General features: G+C 56.0%; 16 protein-coding genes and 1 pseudogene. 14 read left to right on the top strand and 3 right to left on the bottom strand.

Annotated features, from left to right (window positions below):
• Positions 1–109 precede the first annotated feature (109 nt).
• From BLU18_RS12125 to BLU18_RS12085, 7 genes are all read left to right on the top strand, one after another.
• Positions 110–400, top strand: a complete 291-nt coding sequence (locus tag BLU18_RS12125) for a DUF8069 family protein (RefSeq protein WP_092635441.1) — start codon at positions 110–112, stop codon at positions 398–400.
• Entirely contained in the window at positions 400–726 is a 327-nt protein-coding gene (locus tag BLU18_RS12120; protein WP_092635439.1) for a DUF7558 family protein, read from the top strand. Before BLU18_RS12125 ends, BLU18_RS12120 begins: the two co-directional genes overlap by 1 nt.
• A 155-nt stretch (positions 727–881) precedes the next feature.
• The gene (locus tag BLU18_RS12115) at positions 882–1232 is read left to right on the top strand and encodes a DUF8105 family protein (protein WP_092635437.1); all 351 of its coding nucleotides are present in this window, start codon (positions 882–884) and stop codon (positions 1230–1232) included.
• Positions 1233–1238: 6 nt separating this feature from the next.
• Complete coding sequence (locus BLU18_RS12110; protein WP_092635435.1) at positions 1239–1568, top strand: DUF8158 family protein; 330 nt, start codon at positions 1239–1241, stop codon at positions 1566–1568.
• 84 nt (positions 1569–1652) lie between these two features.
• A complete protein-coding gene (locus BLU18_RS12105; protein WP_092635433.1) occupies positions 1653–1910 on the top strand; it encodes a HalOD1 output domain-containing protein in 258 nt (85 codons plus the stop codon).
• 587 nt (positions 1911–2497) lie between these two features.
• On the top strand, positions 2498–3358 hold the full coding sequence (locus BLU18_RS12090) for a DNA-binding protein (protein ID WP_092635428.1): 861 nt from the start codon (positions 2498–2500) through the stop codon (positions 3356–3358).
• A gap of 311 nt (positions 3359–3669) precedes the next feature.
• Complete coding sequence (locus BLU18_RS12085; RefSeq protein ID WP_143025268.1) at positions 3670–6198, top strand: hypothetical protein; 2529 nt, start codon at positions 3670–3672, stop codon at positions 6196–6198.
• A gap of 297 nt (positions 6199–6495) precedes the next feature.
• Here BLU18_RS12085 and BLU18_RS12080 read toward each other — a convergent pair whose 3' ends face one another.
• Entirely contained in the window at positions 6496–10533 is a 4038-nt protein-coding gene (locus BLU18_RS12080; protein ID WP_143025267.1) for a winged helix-turn-helix domain-containing protein, read from the bottom strand.
• Between the two features lie 196 nt (positions 10534–10729).
• On the opposite strand from BLU18_RS12080, the pseudogene BLU18_RS15270 reads away from it, so the two are divergent.
• From BLU18_RS15270 to BLU18_RS12070, 3 genes and pseudogenes are all read left to right on the top strand, one after another.
• A pseudogene (locus BLU18_RS15270) lies at positions 10730–10855 on the top strand (transcription initiation factor IIB family protein); the annotation flags it as partial.
• A gap of 195 nt (positions 10856–11050) precedes the next feature.
• Positions 11051–11650: a transcription initiation factor IIB gene (locus tag BLU18_RS12075; RefSeq protein WP_394327341.1), complete on the top strand. Its 600-nt coding sequence runs from the start codon at positions 11051–11053 to the stop codon at positions 11648–11650.
• Between the two features lie 260 nt (positions 11651–11910).
• A complete protein-coding gene (locus tag BLU18_RS12070; RefSeq protein ID WP_092635420.1) occupies positions 11911–12780 on the top strand; it encodes a biosurfactant protein 1 in 870 nt (289 codons plus the stop codon).
• A 250-nt stretch (positions 12781–13030) separates the two neighbouring features.
• Here BLU18_RS12070 and BLU18_RS12065 read toward each other — a convergent pair whose 3' ends face one another.
• On the bottom strand, positions 13031–13519 hold the full coding sequence (locus BLU18_RS12065; protein WP_092635418.1) for a hypothetical protein: 489 nt from the start codon (positions 13517–13519) through the stop codon (positions 13031–13033).
• Positions 13520–13536: 17 nt separating this feature from the next.
• Positions 13537–14088: a DUF7342 family protein gene (locus BLU18_RS12060; protein WP_092635506.1), complete on the bottom strand. Its 552-nt coding sequence runs from the start codon at positions 14086–14088 to the stop codon at positions 13537–13539.
• Between the two features lie 337 nt (positions 14089–14425).
• On the opposite strand from BLU18_RS12060, the gene BLU18_RS12055 reads away from it, so the two are divergent.
• The 4 genes from BLU18_RS12055 to BLU18_RS12040 all read left to right on the top strand — a co-directional run bounded on the left by BLU18_RS12055 (position 14426) and on the right by BLU18_RS12040 (position 16310).
• Positions 14426–14614 carry a DUF8012 family protein gene (locus tag BLU18_RS12055; protein WP_092635416.1) on the top strand — a complete coding sequence of 63 codons (189 nt, stop codon included), beginning with the start codon at positions 14426–14428 and terminating at the stop codon, positions 14612–14614.
• 86 nt (positions 14615–14700) lie between these two features.
• On the top strand, positions 14701–15081 hold the full coding sequence (locus BLU18_RS12050) for a hypothetical protein (RefSeq protein ID WP_092635414.1): 381 nt from the start codon (positions 14701–14703) through the stop codon (positions 15079–15081).
• A gap of 69 nt (positions 15082–15150) precedes the next feature.
• Positions 15151–15813 carry a DUF6735 family protein gene (locus BLU18_RS12045; protein ID WP_092635413.1) on the top strand — a complete coding sequence of 221 codons (663 nt, stop codon included), beginning with the start codon at positions 15151–15153 and terminating at the stop codon, positions 15811–15813.
• Positions 15814–15887: 74 nt separating this feature from the next.
• Positions 15888–16310, top strand: a complete 423-nt coding sequence (locus tag BLU18_RS12040; RefSeq protein ID WP_092635411.1) for a DUF8025 family protein — start codon at positions 15888–15890, stop codon at positions 16308–16310.
• The last annotated feature ends 101 nt before the right edge of the window (positions 16311–16411 follow it).

Below are 16411 nucleotides of genomic sequence, written 5' to 3'. Positions count from 1 at the left end.
GAGGAGAGAGGACCACATCGCCGTCGTGGCTGAGACTAAGCGCCAGTGGTGACTGTTTATTGTGCCCCAGAATGGGTGCGGGGCGGTTCGTGCGCTGCCCCTGATTCGTATGTCTGGTCCGGATAGATACGACGATACGGCAGACGATCACGAATGGTTCGAAGCAGAATTGCTCGCTCAGGATCGGGATGCCCGGTCACCGTCGACGGCGGATCTCGACGACGAGACGGCCCGCCAGCTGATTCGAGAGCTACTCGATGCCGGGACGGTCACACCGGTCGTCGACCAGCGGCTCCTCGTTCACGAGCCCAGCGACACAGCGTTCGAATCGATGCAGCAGCTCGCCGTCTTCCACACGGGCTGGATGGCCGCCCACGACGCCGGCGAGGCGGACGAATGATGCAGCAGACGCTGGCCGGCTGTGCCTTCTGCGAGGCGCCACCCGGGACAGAGACCGGGATCGCCTACACGTGGGGGAAAGAGGAGCAGGTCAGTCACCCGATTTGCGTCGACTGTGCGATTCAGGAGACGGCAAATCCCGACGAGCGTGATCACTACGCCTGTGACAGCTGTGGCCTTGTCGTCGACGCGCTCGCAGCGCTCACCCGGTTTCGGATCGAACTCGGCCATCTCGAAGGCCCGATACAGGTCTGTGCACGGTGTAGTCCCGGTGGGCCGGCAACGTACTGGACGCGCGACCTCGACACGCACATCGTCTCTGACTGATCCGCCGAGCGGTCGTCAAGGTGAGTGGAACGGCGACCACTCCGGGAGGGTCACAGTTGTCCGTAGCTGTCCCACCCCACGCCCCTGCAGCGTTGGTTGTGTCGCTGTCCCGTCGCTCCGCTATCTTCAACAGAAGGGCGCTCCTCGGGATGACTATGGACTGCCCCGCGTGCGGGTCCCCAGTCACCCTTGAGGTCGGACCGGACCGGCCGCTTTCGACGTCGGTGTCCGACGCCGTCCTCGCAGCGGAAGAGGACGAGCAGATCGAGGTGACCCGAGACTGTTGGAACTGTGGCTGGCACGAAACGCGGGCGCTTCGCGTCGCATCAATCGACACGACCGCCGGCGACGAGACTGCCGTCAAGCGAGCCGCACTCATCGACGAGATTACCGACGAGCTCGCGGCGACCGGGAGTGTGGACACGCTTGAGGAGACGCTGGCTGCGATCTGCCGGCAACGAGAAATCGACCCGGCGAGGACCGATACGGACGACGAGACGGAGTGATCCATAATGTCTGATGCTGAGCCCCTCTATAACGTTCGTGAGCAAACCGGGAATCCCGAGCACGCATCGGTCGACGATGTGGTCGACCTCGTGATCCACCGGGCGCAGAACCCGCGAGCCGAGCACGAGGATGCGCATTTCGATACGGCGGTCGCGGCTCTCGTCGACAGGTACGGAACGGAGTCGGTCCGGACAGTCATCCACCGCATCCTCGTCGACGAGGAGCCGTTTCGGACCGCCACGAACGGCCTCGAGATGCGCAACGTCGACGGCGTTCGGATCGGGACCGACGCCAGCTGGTTCCTCGAGGAGCTAAACGCCCAGGACGACGGCTGAGGGACCGGTTGAAAGCCCGTAGCGACGGTCCGTCGAGTCCCCATTTTTAACTCCTATTCGTCCTATGTACCCGCCGAGGCCACAATGGCTCCCTCCACCCCCCGAGACTCAGATACATCCCCTGATCTACTCGTTGAAATCGTCGAGACACTGGAAGCCCACGGGTTGGCGAGTGATTCGTATCAGCTCCACGACGCCGTTGACGTCGGGGCACTCGAACAGCTTCTCGCATCTTCAACCGGCGACGTCGAGGTCCGGTTCACTGTGGAAGGGATTCAGCTCGCTGTTACCCACGACGGCGTCGATGTCCTTCTCGACGAGCCAGCCGGGGCACCGGATTAGTAGCGCGATCGAATTCGTCGACGGCGACGTTCCCTGAAAGCCCTCGGCCGCTCGGCATCCCGCGACCACCGCTGCGCTCCTCGTCCCTGCGGTGCTTGCGGGGTCGGGGGACGACCGAGACGGCCTCGCCCTTTCTGAGTCCGCCAGGACGGTAGCTGGGTCGCCGAGTGTCGCGGCCGGCTGGACAGGTGTGTGCGTACCGGCCCGCCCCGCTCGCCGCTGCCGCCCTCCGCGTCGCTCGCGACCGACCATTCCGGGCTGCCTGCCTGCAGTAGCGGGCGGGCTGCCGGGCTAAAGTGAATGTGCCCTCGACGCCAGCGGGAAAGCGCGGGGGGTTGCGCGGCGTCGCTGCTCACCCCCCACGCTTTCTCCGCTGGCCGCTCGCTCCGGGCGGGTCGGCGCGCGGTGCTGGTTGGGGTCGCCGCACTTGGGCGCGCTCTCGCTCGCGCCCGGCAGGGCGCTCGCGAAGGCGCGAGCGAGAGCGCGCAGTCGGTGCTATCGGACGTCGACATCGTCGGAAAACCGCGATGTTTGGGGCATCGCGGTGGCGGCGCGCGAGCGCCTTCAGTGGTATCTGGAGGATACCAATGTCAAGTAACAACTCGAGTCGCAAGGTCGTTACGGTGGATGAACAGGCATTCGAACGAACTGAAGACGCCGGCGTCGACGAGGACGGCTTCGAGGTCGTCGACGACCAGCCGAAGTTCCGGGCGACGGTCCAGCAGGAAACGCAGGCAAAGGTGGATTCCAACCACCCAGACGGCATCGTCCAGGACTTCTCGCACCTGCCCCTCGCGCAGGAAGAGAAGATTCGCGCCCGGGAGGCCGAACTGGACCACATCAGCGCCCAGGCAGAACTCGGCACCCAAGATGGGCGGGCGAAGCGGACCCGCGAGGTCGTCACCGAACGGCGGCAGCGCAAGCGGGAGGAACGCACCCCTGAGCGGACGGATCCGCGTGAACGCCTCTCCCGGATGGAGCTGGCGAAGGTGAACCAGGAAGCAGACCGGATGGCACAGCGGCTTCGCACCGGTCACAGTCGGGCCGCTGTCTCGCGGGCGCTCGCAAAGCGGGTCGCCAAGGGGCAGGACATCACCGAAGCAGTGTTCGACACGATGGACGCGCTCAAGGCGGCCCCCGGCGCCATCTGCCCGATCGAGGACGTCCCGGACGTGCAGACCGACGAGGTGAGCATCGAAGGCGAGATCGTGAAACTCTGGCCTCCGAGCGATTCAGCCATAGCACAAGTCGGTCTCATCGCAGACGACACCGGGAAAATCAAGTTCACATCCTGGACGGCTTCAGAGCCAAAATTCGTCCGAGAAGGTGAACGGGTGCGGATGCGCGCGCTCAAGAAGAACTGGTACCAAGGGCGCTGTTCCCTCGCAGTCACCTACGACAGTATGATCGTCTTCCCAGAGCGCGACGACCGCTGGTGGGAAGAGTAGGGGCCGACGCCCCTTCTTTTTCTGGTGAGTGCCGGACCGACCCAAGCCCCGCCGCCCCGCCCACCGCTCCGTGCTCGCTCCCTCCGGTCGCTGCGCGCGCAGCCACAACCCCGGATACGGATTTAGCTCTTATCCGTGAATCTTAGGGGTCGGTGTAAGACCAGAGTGAGTTGTCTGGCCTTGCGAGGTGCAGCCGCACAAACCCCCGAAGTATCCAGGAGACATTAAGTGATTAACCGCCCCTTGGAACCTGAGGTGGACTGTTCGAGTGGGGGGTCAATATTAAGTAACTCTGACGGTACGATGGTTGTATGTCTGGTAATGTTGGCGACATTATCTCGCAAACTACCGAACTCGTCCCTCTCGAATATTCTGTCTATCAAGATAATTGGAGTGGCACATATCGAGGTCAATTCAGTGATATATTGGATAGTACAACGTCAGATTTTCTTGACCTAACATTGGAATTTGCGGGTATTGACGCATCGGAGGGGAGTATTTTCGAGAAACTTCTCAGGCAGTCCGAAGAAACAGTTTTTGTATTCTCTCTATACAAATTCCTTGACGACAAACGACTATCTATTCGAGACCTCGCGTCAAAGAGAGAACACTCTGTTCGTCAAGGAGAGGAAATCGAGTATGTCTTGGAACAGCTACTCGATGGTGATGAGAATCTCGTATATCATATATTCCTGTACAATGAGTGGCTCGACAGTTCTGATAAAATCAAATATCGAGTTCAAAATCAACTCCCTGACGATTACAGATCCCGATTTGAGGAAAATAGCAGAGGTATCCAAATGACTCTTTCTCGAAAAACTCGTGCCAGGAACTTCAGATATAACAGCCGGAATAGAATGGAGTTTGAGGACTCTACCATCTTTAGTATCGATCGACAGGCTTCTGACACAGAAGCCCGCGATATGGCGAGCGGATCACAACGGAGACGGGACGTGAAAACAGTATTTCTTGAGGTGAATCATAACGAGGATACGATTAGAATTGATACTTCAAGTTCTGCGATTAGAGAGACGCTCAAAACCAAGATTGAAGAAGTATTTTCAATATTGACAGTTGAGGCAGACTGGATCGAGGATGATGACGAGTTAACGGCGTCACGGTTTGCCGATGAATTCACAAAGACCGATATTGAAGATGATGACAACTCAATTCTCTCGGCTCAGCTCCGGCAAACAAATACCCAACCATCCATTCCAATTGCTCTCTCCAAGCAATCGGAGGAACGCGATATCCGACCAGTTCTCGCCAAGTTCTCAGATGAGATTGCAGATATCAATCTCCAAAATATACGGAAATTCTGGTTTAGCCATCTCGGAACCAACGCCCGCGTGAAGATTGAAGAGAATATTGAGAATAATTTCTTAAGACTCAACGCTGATATCAAGACACGATCAGAGACTCGTCAAGACCAAGTCTCTGAGACTTTTCACGAGGATTTCGGTATTCCACTGAACGAGAAAATCCCCCTTCACCTTGTGGCGAAAACCCGAGAGCGTTTGATTTCGCAGATGCTCAAAGGTGTCTCCGCTTATGAAGCCCGATACATCCGAGATGACGATCTGGTTAAGACGCTCACCGATGATTTGGGTGTTCTGGACAAGGATGACGTGGAACATAAACAATGTGAAGGCTGTGGGAATATCTATCTCAGAGACTATGATATGTGCCAAAAATGCGGAGGGAATCTTGAAGTCTTCTACAACTCATTCGAGCTTGAGCTGAGTAAATCCGGTACCCGTCGGTATTTCGAGAAATTAGTCAAAGACGAGGGTCTCACCTACTACGGACAGAAGAGAGAAGGTATCTACGGGCGCGAATTCGAATTCTACCAGATTGGAGATAAGGGCGAGATCATCCGTGTCCTCCTAAACGTAGAAGGGGGTAACCTGACACCGGGAAGTGCGAAGTACCTCCGAAAGAGTATCCATCCAGTTCTTGTTCTTAATCCGGGTACAGTAATAGACGAGAATTTGATCGAAGAAATCACGTCCGAAGTTATTGATCTGGGTGACCTTATCGAAAAAGACATAGATGACGAACTACCGGATAACTATATTTCTAAGCGTCTCCACAGTGTTGCAAGAACGACTGAAAAGAGGATTTCTGATAACGCCCATGATGCGTTCAAACAGCTCGGGAAGTTAGTAACCGAGCCTGAAGATTACAGTGGTGGTGAGTTTGAGCAGGACGCTTTCCACATTATCAAACAGGCTATAGTAAGCACGGAGCAGTGGGGAGAAAAGAGACGGGGGAACCAACCAGATGGCTTCGGAGAACTATTCTTCTATCGAAATGACAACGAATACTTTCGTTCGTTCGCCTACGACGGGAAATTCACTACGAAGGATGAGATCAATATGTCTTCAAAAGAAGCTGAAATGCTTCGGACGTATGCGCTTAAAATCTACAAGAGTGATGAAGTCAAGAGTTCGGACTCAAAGTTCCAGAATTTTATCGTCATCACGAACGCAAGGCCGGGGAACTTCGGTTCAGTTGGTGCGAAGAAGCTCAATGGAATGAGGAAATGGAATGGTATCCCCGTGTTAATGCACTCTGATTTCCTGCTTGGACTCTACATCGGCTACAACGAAAATATGGAACTAATCAAGGACAACATCCATGACTTCTATGAACAGCTCTATTTGACCCTCAACGACGGGAAATTATACCATCAGAATATTGATAGAGAATACTATGTCCACTTGACCAGAGAAGATGCCAAGGTTTTCTTTGAGAACTTTAGAAATGAGGCTTCCGTTAGTGGCTTAGATATTACTGAGCTTCGAGAATTTTTAGAGAAAGATATCCTCCCCGTATAGTCTTACTCTGTGCTTTAGGTCACGTTGCCAGTTGGGTATCGTTTGACAAGCGAGGTAATTACGGAACAAGAAAACCGGCAAACTCGGTACTATTTTCATCACTTCGGAGACCAGATTGGGGCCCCCCTTGGTCAAACAAACCACTGTGGAATCAATTCGACAGTACAAGGATATTGAACGTCACTAGCTTGTCGACCACAGAACCGGTGATCTCCTCACGGCAGGGGTAGAGAGTATCCGCAAATCCCTACTAAACCCGATCAGGATCCTTTTCGCCCAAGTTGAGTCAGACTGTAACTACGGAGTTAGGTGTTGTTCCAAAAACTCTCTATCCATTTGGTTGTTTTCTGCTGCGAACTGATCCGCTATATCTAATGCTGTTTGAAGTGGATCACTTCCTGCTGCTTCAGCACTTTCGTACAATTGAGACCGGTTCTCTTCTTCGCTATTGCGTGCTATAGCTGACCAGTCTTCGCAGGGGACAGCTTCTACTAATTCGTCATAGAGATTAATTGCAACCACTGGATAGGATGTAGACTGTTCAGCGAGCCACTCTTCAATACGTCGCCAATGGTGATTTTGGTGGGCGACGAAGGGAAGAGATCGGCCAATGAGTATATTCTCCTCTTCTAGTGTCGTTTTAGTCGAATTCCTTACGCAATCAAGGAACTGATAGACTTCTGCACCATTCGCCTCATCGTCGGGATCAAGAGTATCTAACCGCCATGACCAAAGTTCTCGAATCTTCTTCCACTGTTCTTCAACATTGTCATTTCCCATTGACGAAGACATTGTTGATGCTAATTCCTTTGCTCCATCGCGATCTACTACGTCGTAGAACTGTCGCATGAGACTGTCCTCATCGGCGATGTCTTCATCTTCGAACAGATAGATGGAAACGACGTGTGCGGTTGTCGAGCGTATTGCGATTTGATACGCCTGATCCTCGTCTGTATCTAGGAGGTTGAGTGCGTGTCGGTAGTATGGGCGGAAAGAGTCATCATCCCAGTATCGATTACTTGCTGTGTAGGAGTTCCACGCGGCAATAAACCGTTGTCGACCATCCAGGTCAGTGTCGCGTGGGAAAATATCTGTAAGATGCTCTTCAATCAAATCTGGATCAAGAGAATATAGACGTCCAAATCGTCGCCCAATCACGGATCGAACCGCAAGTGAGGGATCCTCACGGATGCGGTCGCGGATTGGGTCGAAGATATCCTGGGAAAGGGCGTCCTCGGTGTGGCCATCCTGCCAACTAAGGTAAGTGATGTATGCGTTCACAGCCATTGGTCGAACACTGTTGATCGCTACTTGAACTGGGTCACCATATCCAGCCATCCCCTCCGAAGGCTGGTCTCTATCGGCATCTGGGTCCGAGTCAGTTAGTAAGGTTCGTAGAATCGATTCAACGGCTGACTCAGTACCGGCTGGGAATTCAATTGCATCCGCTGCAATCCCTTTGTTTATCAGCTTGGCCAAGTTTGTTCGAACCTGACCACTCCATGAGGTCGGCGATGCGGTAATCACTTGGCCGAGTTCAATGATAGACTCCCAGGGAAAGGTTTCTCCATCGTCAACGAGCTCGCTGAAGGCCCGAAATGCGGCTTCAGCATATCGTGGGTTCGCGTCTTCCAACACCGAGATTTCACGCGCATACCGCTGCGGATCCTCCATAATCAGCTCTCGAAGCTGGCGAGAGAACCCTAGATAATTCTGTTCCTCGAGTTGATCGTCTTCCAGGGTATCCCAAAGGTCAGATTCTGGCGGTTCCCATTCAACCGCGGTCGTCAATACTTCCTCGGCAGACTGTTCACGGAGTTCCTCGGTTTCGACGGGGCCTCGTTCGCGAACCATCCCTCCACTCACCGTTGGCTGAGGGGTTCGCGACGGTAGTTGATCCGGCTCACCATATTTTTCTACCAATTCATCAAGCTGATCAGAATACTCTCCCTTCAAATGCTCGCGGATCATATACAACCTGTCTCGCCGCCATGTCTCGCGAATCCGTTGTTCGAAGTAGCTTGCTGATTCTTCACCTCGTTCAGCCATCCGTGCCGCTTGATCCTCTACTGAATCGGTATATGGCCCATCTTCAATAATCTCACACACTTGGGCTTGAGCAGCGTCATCCAAGTATTCGAAACCTGAACTGAGGACCAGATAAAATTCGTACTGTGATTGGTGCTCGCGATAATTCTCCGACGTCGTCAGTTCATTTTGAATGGTTTCCTCAAAGGAGTCCGGGTGCTCGCTGAGGACATAGAAGCCAACACGTCGAAGAAGGGTAGGTCGAGACAGAAGTTGCTCAACCAATTCGTTTTGCTCGTTTCCTGATGTATTCTCAGCCACCCAGTCAGTAACCGCCCGTATAAAATATTCCAGAAGAATCTCTTCGAGGCTACCTCTATTGTCCTCGACATACTGTAAATCAGCGAAAGAGGTACGTGCCGCAACCAGTCTTGCTCTGTCAGCGTATTGATCGAGAGCCGCGGTGAGTTTCGAGGCGAACACCCTAATCAGTTTTTCACCTCGCTCGCTGATTAAGGCGTCAAAGTTCTCGTCAAGCATTGTTGTGAGATTGTAGCGTACCATCCCCTGGTCAATGTCTAACTGGTCCCCATCTCGGGGTTCCAGGACGGCTTCGAGTATTTCAAGTGGAACATCGTATTCGCCGTTTTCAGCCAGATATGAGGCTAGTCGCAGTGTGTGGCTGGCAAGGTATCCGTATGCTTCGTCGTCTTGGATCCAGATCGCTGCTTGTTGCCCGATTAGAGCGGCATCATTGATGGGGAGGTCGCGGCCAATGGAGATAAGGAATCGGAGTGTTCGGTTATCTTCGGTGTCGATTTCTTCAGCCACGCGTCGAATAAACGTTGGTTGTGTCTCTGTGGTCCGTCCTAGATAACTAATGAGATTACTATCTGGGTTGGTGAATGCTCCGTCCTGAAACAGTAACTCGGCCCAGGAGTGATCCAAGTCGGTATCGTAGAAATCATTCGCCATTGAACAGCTTGCATCAACGCTGTCGAGAACCGACTCAACGATCTCGTCCGGGAGTGCAGTTGCATCTCGTTTTTTGAACTCCCTAATAAGCAATGACAGGGGATAGAATCGGAGGCCATCATCAGCTACGGTCTCTTCGATAAGTTGCGCGATGAGATGTGATTCTTCATTGATAACGTGGTCTGAGAGATGGGTTGACCACGATGTGACGTAATCGATTTCGGTCTCGAAAGTCCGATCCTCATCGACAAGTTGGATTAATTTCTCAGCGTAATAGATACATGCGCCTCTGCGGGCGATCTCAATGTGGTCGGAGCGCTCTTGCAAGAATTCGCGGAAGACATCATGGATTTTGAACGTTTGGAGGCCGTCAGCATTCCGACCGATTGTCTGTACGACGGTACGGGTACTTAGGGAATCAAGGATGTCTCCGACGGTGATGCGGTCAAATCCATATTCCTCTGAAACAACCTGTGTGCAGAGTTCCTCATTGAGCTCATCTAACGGTGCTGTTGCCAAGAGAAGGCGGCGTTCATCAGGCTCTAAGAAGCCAAAATACCGTTGTTCGATCTCTTGTTGTACTTCTCGTTCTGGGATGTCGGGAAGCTCTTGGTCAACGTCCGACTCGGCCAACAACCCGATGTACAATGGGTGGCCGCCTAACTGGTCATGAATCGTACGTGCCCGTTCGGCAGAAATCTCTGGGAAAACATCTTGAAGAAAGGTTACGGTCTGTTCTTCGGCAAACATCGAGAGCGATACAGCTGTCTCAAGGTCATCCCATACAAGTCGACCGGCCGTGATGAGAACCACCTCTGATGGAAGGGTATCATCAGCTTCTTGAATCGCATCTCGAATCGCACGTTCGTCATCACTCAGTTCATGTACGTCGTCAATGCAGATGAGCAGACGCTGATCCTCGGGGAATAATTCGCTGAGGCCCAGTAGGGAATCCCGATACCCAAACTGTGCTCGTGATGCTTCGGCTTCCACGCTTTCGAATGAGACACCGGCTCCACCAACTGGTGAACTGACACTGAGTCCGGCAAACTGTCGTCCCTCCTCTTTCTTGTCTTCAGGGAGAGCCGCAAAGAGTGCGTGGCAGACCTCACGAAATAGATCATTGAGACTATGGTTTGCCCGTATATTTCGCTTATTTACATCAAGATCGGCTATACCATCGGTTATTACCCGTTCAAGAATTGTTGTTTTCCCAACGCCTGGCTCACCAAAGATATGAATCGGACTCTCCCTCTCTTGGATATATTGGACTATGATTTCCTCCTCCGGCCGAGATATAGAATCTGCAAGAAAAACACTGTCCTCTGTCATTACACAAGGGTTCTCAAAGCACCCTTTTCAATATTTATCCCGGACCATCACCCTACATAACATATTCATTCTCATTAACTTCGCACAGTTTAGAACCACTCACCTATTGTGAATATCGGGATATGAGTGGTTTCTCTTCGCCGCTTAATAGGTGAGGGCTCGCTGTACTGGCGAGTTCCTGACCTTGGTGAGAACGATGGCAACGAGAGACATCTATGAAACTGGTTTCGACGAAGACGTCCAAACGGAGTCGAGCGCAAACCGATGTCCCGAGTGCGACGGACACGTCACTACCAACGTCAAGGAAACGGTCTGCGAGGACTGTGGGCTCGTTATCGATGAACAACGTATCGATCACGGGCCAGAGTGGCGATCGTACGATGAGGACAAATGCGAGCGAACAGGCGCACCCCTGACTGCGGCCCGTCACGATCGAGGCCTCTCGACCGAGATCGGCCACGGAACCGATGCACACGGGAACGTACTCTCTGGGCAGAAACGCCGGCGGCTGGCCCGGATGCGACGTGAGCAGACCCGTGGCCGGTGGCGGTCCAAAGCGGAACGGAATCTCGCACACGGGTTGGGCGAGGTACGCCGGCTGGCGAGTACGCTCGAACTCTCCGAGTCGATTCGTGACCAAGCCTGTCAGCTCTTCCGGAGCGCTCAGAGCGAGGATCTGCTTCGTGGCAGATCCATCGAAGCCATCGGTGCAGCGAGCATCTACGGTACCTGCCGATGTAACCAACACCCGCTCCTCCTCGAGGATGTCGTCGACGCCGCCAGAGTCGAGTCCACTCGTGTCACCAACGCCTACCGAACACTGAATCGCGAATTAGAGCTCCCAGCACCACCAATGCGCCCGACGTCGTTCGTTCCGCGGCTGATCTCGGCGCTGGAGTTAGACCACGACATTCGCCGACACGCGAACGAACTCGCAGAACGCGCCGAGGGAACAGCCCTCACGAACGGCTGTCAGCCATCGGGCGTCGCGGCCGCTTGCGTCTATCTGGCTGCCCAAGAGCAGGGCGCGTTGATTACCCAATCCACCGTCGCGTCGGCAGCAGAGGTGTCAGTCGTGACGCTCCGAAGCCGGCGAGACGAACTCCAAGCGATGTGAGACGCATCCGGTGGAGGAGTACCTACATACCGGCAGAGAGTCTACCAGGGGGTATGGATCTGGAAGAGACTGTCGAGTATCTGTCGACAGAACTTGATATCGAGCGGAGTGAGCACGTTCGCGAGGTCGGTCGAGCGGTCGCTGAGCTCCGTGACTGACTCCGTCTCGGCCCGGATTTATTTCGTCGGCGCCGAATCCGTCCCCGCATTTCCTCACCCCTGAGTTTAAATACCAAACCGGGGGAAACGCGGAGCGAATCGATGACTGACCATAACTCAGACCGAGAGGCGTTCCAACCTGTCGGGGAGGGCGCTCTGGTGCCGGACCCAGCGCTGGATCAGCCAGCAGACAGCCAGCCCACCCGCCAGCGTGAGGCCTCGCATTCGGGTGGGTATCCGGATGGAACTACCGACACGGACCGAGCCTGTATCTCCTGTGGCGCATCGATCCCGGCGTCGCAACGAAAATGCCGGTTCTGTCTCGAACACGAACTCGACGCCGCGTCAGCGTCGGGTGCTGCGAGTTCCGAGCAAACACTCCGTGGTGTGATCCAGTTCCTCGTCAAGTCGTCGACGTTCTACGGCGCCGTGGCAAAGGGAGCAGCTGCAGCGAAACTCCTCACGTCAGGTCACGACGAGCCGATCGACGACTGTACGCTCATCTACGATCTCGACGACGAGCCCGCACCCCAGCTAACCGAGCGCTGGCCTACGCTCCCCGCTGCTACTGAGGTGACCTCAGCGGCTGGCGACGCGTTACTAACAGCGGCCCGTGAGCGGACAGCGTGGGACGAGAGGAGCGATCGTTCTCAGACGGAGATTCCACGCGTCTATGACGAGCGTGGCCAGGGAATTCGCGATGAGTCGTCCCTCGAGCACACGCTCGACGACAGCGATCAGCTGTGGATCGTCCCAGCAATCGCTGTGGAAAGAGTACCCCGCGAAACGGAATCCACCAGTACCGGAGCCGAAATCCCGACCGTAACAGCCCTCGAGTGCCATCACTGTACGAAAGAAACAGAACATCGGTTCAGGACACGCGAGTCGCTCCCTGACGAGACCTGGACGGGCCAACCAATCTGGGAGTGCCAAGTGTGTGGCACAGGTCGCTACGGGCCTGCTCCCGAATAGGGCAGTAGGAATCTCACCGGTTAACCAACAGTCTCCGATAGAGATGGCTTCTGTTGGTTAACACGGTGAGTACCCGCAAGTCCGAGGTCAGTCACGGCGGGCGTTCATTCGACAGGTTCGCAGCGGCCTGTCTCTACAAAGCGGGGCGGGAACAGGGGGAGTAGGTAACGCACCGTGACATCGCCAAGTCCGGAAACGTCACGCCGACCATGGCCTGGACGCATCACCAGAGGTTCGATGAACTCGCTGTCTAGACGGGCCAGGTAGGGAGCGAGGGTGCTCCATTCTTCCAGTGAATCGCAGCTAGCGCGGGCGGGAACTGCTGGAGTCGGTCATCGAGGACGGCGAGTGGATGCGCATCGAGAAACGTCGCGCTATGCCGGTTGACAGACGTGTCTTCGTGATTGAGTTGGATGTGACAGGGCCCAAGGTCCGGATGGTCGGCGTCCTGGTGGAAGCCGAGCATCAGATTTCGGTCCGGTTCGATCCAGTTGATGCGGTAGTATTCGTGGTCGACGCCAGCGGGGTACCAGAAACGAATCTCCAGTCGTGCTGTCGCCGCGTCGTACGAGTTACTCAGGAACGTCGTCGGATCGACATCCGCGATGACGTACCGGGGTCGGCGTCGAGACGGGCGATAGCGGACCTCTTCACACCCTGGCTGGTTCGTCAATCGGTCGTGAACGTCGCGGAGGAGGGTCCGCTGTGTATAGCGGTCGCGACCGGCAAGAAAGATCATTCTGTGAGAGAGGAGGATTAGCTCGTGGCGCGGTCAGCCACGTCGGTCAGCTGCTCGCGGGCGGCTTCGACGTCGGAGTAGAGTTCCAGTGCGTGCTTGATGAGGCGACGATCCTCCTCGTTCTCACGCCAGAACGCGATGACATCGCGGCGCTCGCGGAGCTCGGCACTTGCGAGATCGCCGTCGGCGAGCGACTGTTCAAGTTCCTCCCACGTCTCGACGTCGTAGGTTGCCTGCCACTCCTCGATCTCCTCGGTTATCGCAGCCAATTCGCTCCGCAGCTCCTCGCGGGTGTTTTCCTCGATGAGCGTGCGGATCTCCTCGAAGAGCAGTCGCGTGTAGTCTGGCTGGTAGCGCGTGGTCTCGCCAGCCTCAACGCGACGCAACTGGCCCTGGTCGACGAGATCCTGAAGTTCCTCGTTGGTCGTGCTCCAGGCAGCGTCGGCCTGCTCGCTGATCCAGTTAACTGAGCGGGGTTCCCGAAGTGACTCGGCGACCGCCCGAATGCGGTCGCGGGCGCTCATCGACTCAGTCCACGATTGGACCCCATCTCGCGAGGATTCGGTCATGGTTGGCACCTCTTGGGACAGTGTTCGCGCCCTGCTCCCATATATGTTTGTACAGTCTCGCATAATCAAGAGAACGATGCGAGCGAAGGCGTCCGGACGTTGAAATGCGATACCGACAGAAGTTGTGAGCCAACCGATGTACGACCGATATTCTGACTTTGAGGAACTACGGCCGACCGGCGAGGCATCCCACATCCCGGACAGTAGGCTGGACGACGGGTGTGAGAGTGACCTCCTAGCGGCAACGCGTCGCGATGAGCACTAGTGGCGACGCTGATGCGCCGATGACAGTCACGTGGAGTGTCTATCCGCGCCGGCGAGTGGTGAGGCGCTACCGATGAATCAGCAAGTCGAACAGGGCTACCGGATGCATCGTGTACTCAGCAATCTCAGCCGCCTCGACGTCGAGCGGTTGGACGACGCGGATCGAGAGCGAGTCGAGACTGCAAGAGACCTCCTGGAAGAAGTGAGCCTACTCACGCAACCAGAGGACGGGAGCGGACCAGACGCCCCAACAGACGACTGATCGTCATCGCCGTCGACGCCAGGGGCACTTCCAGTGTCGGTTTGTCACCCCCCAAGAGGGGTGCGGGGCTTCCCGCGAGCCCAGAGATGGCGACACTACAAGCTGCGACGACGTCAACCGGCGCAATCGTATCGGATCCACAGGCAGTTCGCGAACTCTGTGAGAGCTACTGCTTCGGAACGCTCAGCTGGGAGGTCACCGACGAAGGCGAACTCACCATCTGGGGATTCGACGATTTCGAAGTGTACGAGACGCGCGAGAACGGCCTCCCGGACTACGAAGGCGGCATCGTGACCCACGAATTCTTGCGAGAACTCGCCGACCACCTCGAAGCTGACGAGGAACTCGACATCCAGACAGCGGGGTTTACGAAGTGCCGCTTCCCAGTGCTGGCGAAGCGGTACGTCGTTCGCGACGGCGAAGTTCTCTACGCGGACCTCAGTTCCCCCGAACCGATCGACGAGTAGCGTTGTTCATCCCCCGGGAGGGGTGCGGGACGATCCAGTCGTGGGTCGCCCTGCGAGGTGAGTGTTCAAATGGGTCACCGCGCACTTGTTGCGTACGAACGGACAGACGGACAGTACACGCTCCACTACTCTCATTGGGGTGCTGCGAACCTGAAGCTCAAGCACCGAATCTCGGCTGAGTCGCCGTTCGGTGGCGACAACACCGACTCAAAGTGGGCGAAACAGCTGCTGGCTGAACTGGCCGATGGCCTCGAGGCAGATGCCGTCGACGGCTACCTCACCGGCGAAGACCGGCCATCGACGGTCGTCGAGCCGAAGCCCCACGCCACCGACCTCACCCTCGAGGAGATCATCGCTGACCATCTCGACTACCTCCATCACGAGGCGTTCTACGTGGTGTCACCGACCTTCGAGGTGACCGCCTACCGGACGCTGTGGTTCGGCCTGCAGTACGATTCGGAGACAATCGACCACGGTGAGACGGTCGGGAACGGGGCGCTCGCGACCGTTCGGTGGCACGACGGCGATCCGGTCGGCGACGGCCATCTGAAGGGGCAGTTCCGGGCGCTGAAGGACGTCGTCGGCGATATGGTCGACAAGGGTGTGTTCACCCAGTCGACTGCTCGCCAGTACCTCAAGCAGAAACTCGGCGAGTGGGTCGGGAAGCGGCAGGAGTTGCGCATCCCGAGCGGTGAAACACCGTCTCAGGACGCGACACTTAGCCGCTCATAGGCCGATTTGCGTCGAAGCAGATGGTGTTTTTCTGGGGCAGAAAGGACTGAGCCCCACCGTGGGCTCGTGATTGGATGCCCGAGAAACCAGACGACAATCCATTCCACGATTGTGAGTTCGGTCCCGACGCAGTCCTCGGGACGCGCACCTTTCACGATGTCCTGTTCACCGACGACACGGAGACGCCCGTGAACGTGCTAACCGGTGAGACGCCCGCACATTCGCAGGCCACCGTCGAGGAAGCGAAGGCGTTCGCTGCGAGCATCGACACGGACACGCCGCAAATCGCACTCCCGGCCTCTGTCGAGACGCAGGTCGAAACCCAGAGCAAACCCTACACCTCAGCTGCGTTCTTCCACTTCAAGGCGACCGGGTCGCTCGAACTGCACCGTGCCTACCACGCCGCCTACCAATCGGATGCGTTCAGCGTCGACTTCGAGGCCGACTACGAGTCGGGCGACCTAACGATCACCGTCGAGCGGACACGCGACTCCTGAACGCGATCTCGCGAAGCGAGTTTTTTCGAACGCCGGCGAAGGGTGCCGGCGCACCGAGCAGACAAAGCGGAGCAGGTCCCGGTGAGTCGGCGCTCCAAGGT

Source organism: Haloplanus vescus (assembly GCF_900107665.1).
GTDB lineage: Archaea > Halobacteriota > Halobacteria > Halobacteriales > Haloferacaceae > Haloplanus > Haloplanus vescus.
Note: the sequence above shows the minus strand (reverse complement) of the source record. Positions and strands in the feature narration are given on the sequence as shown.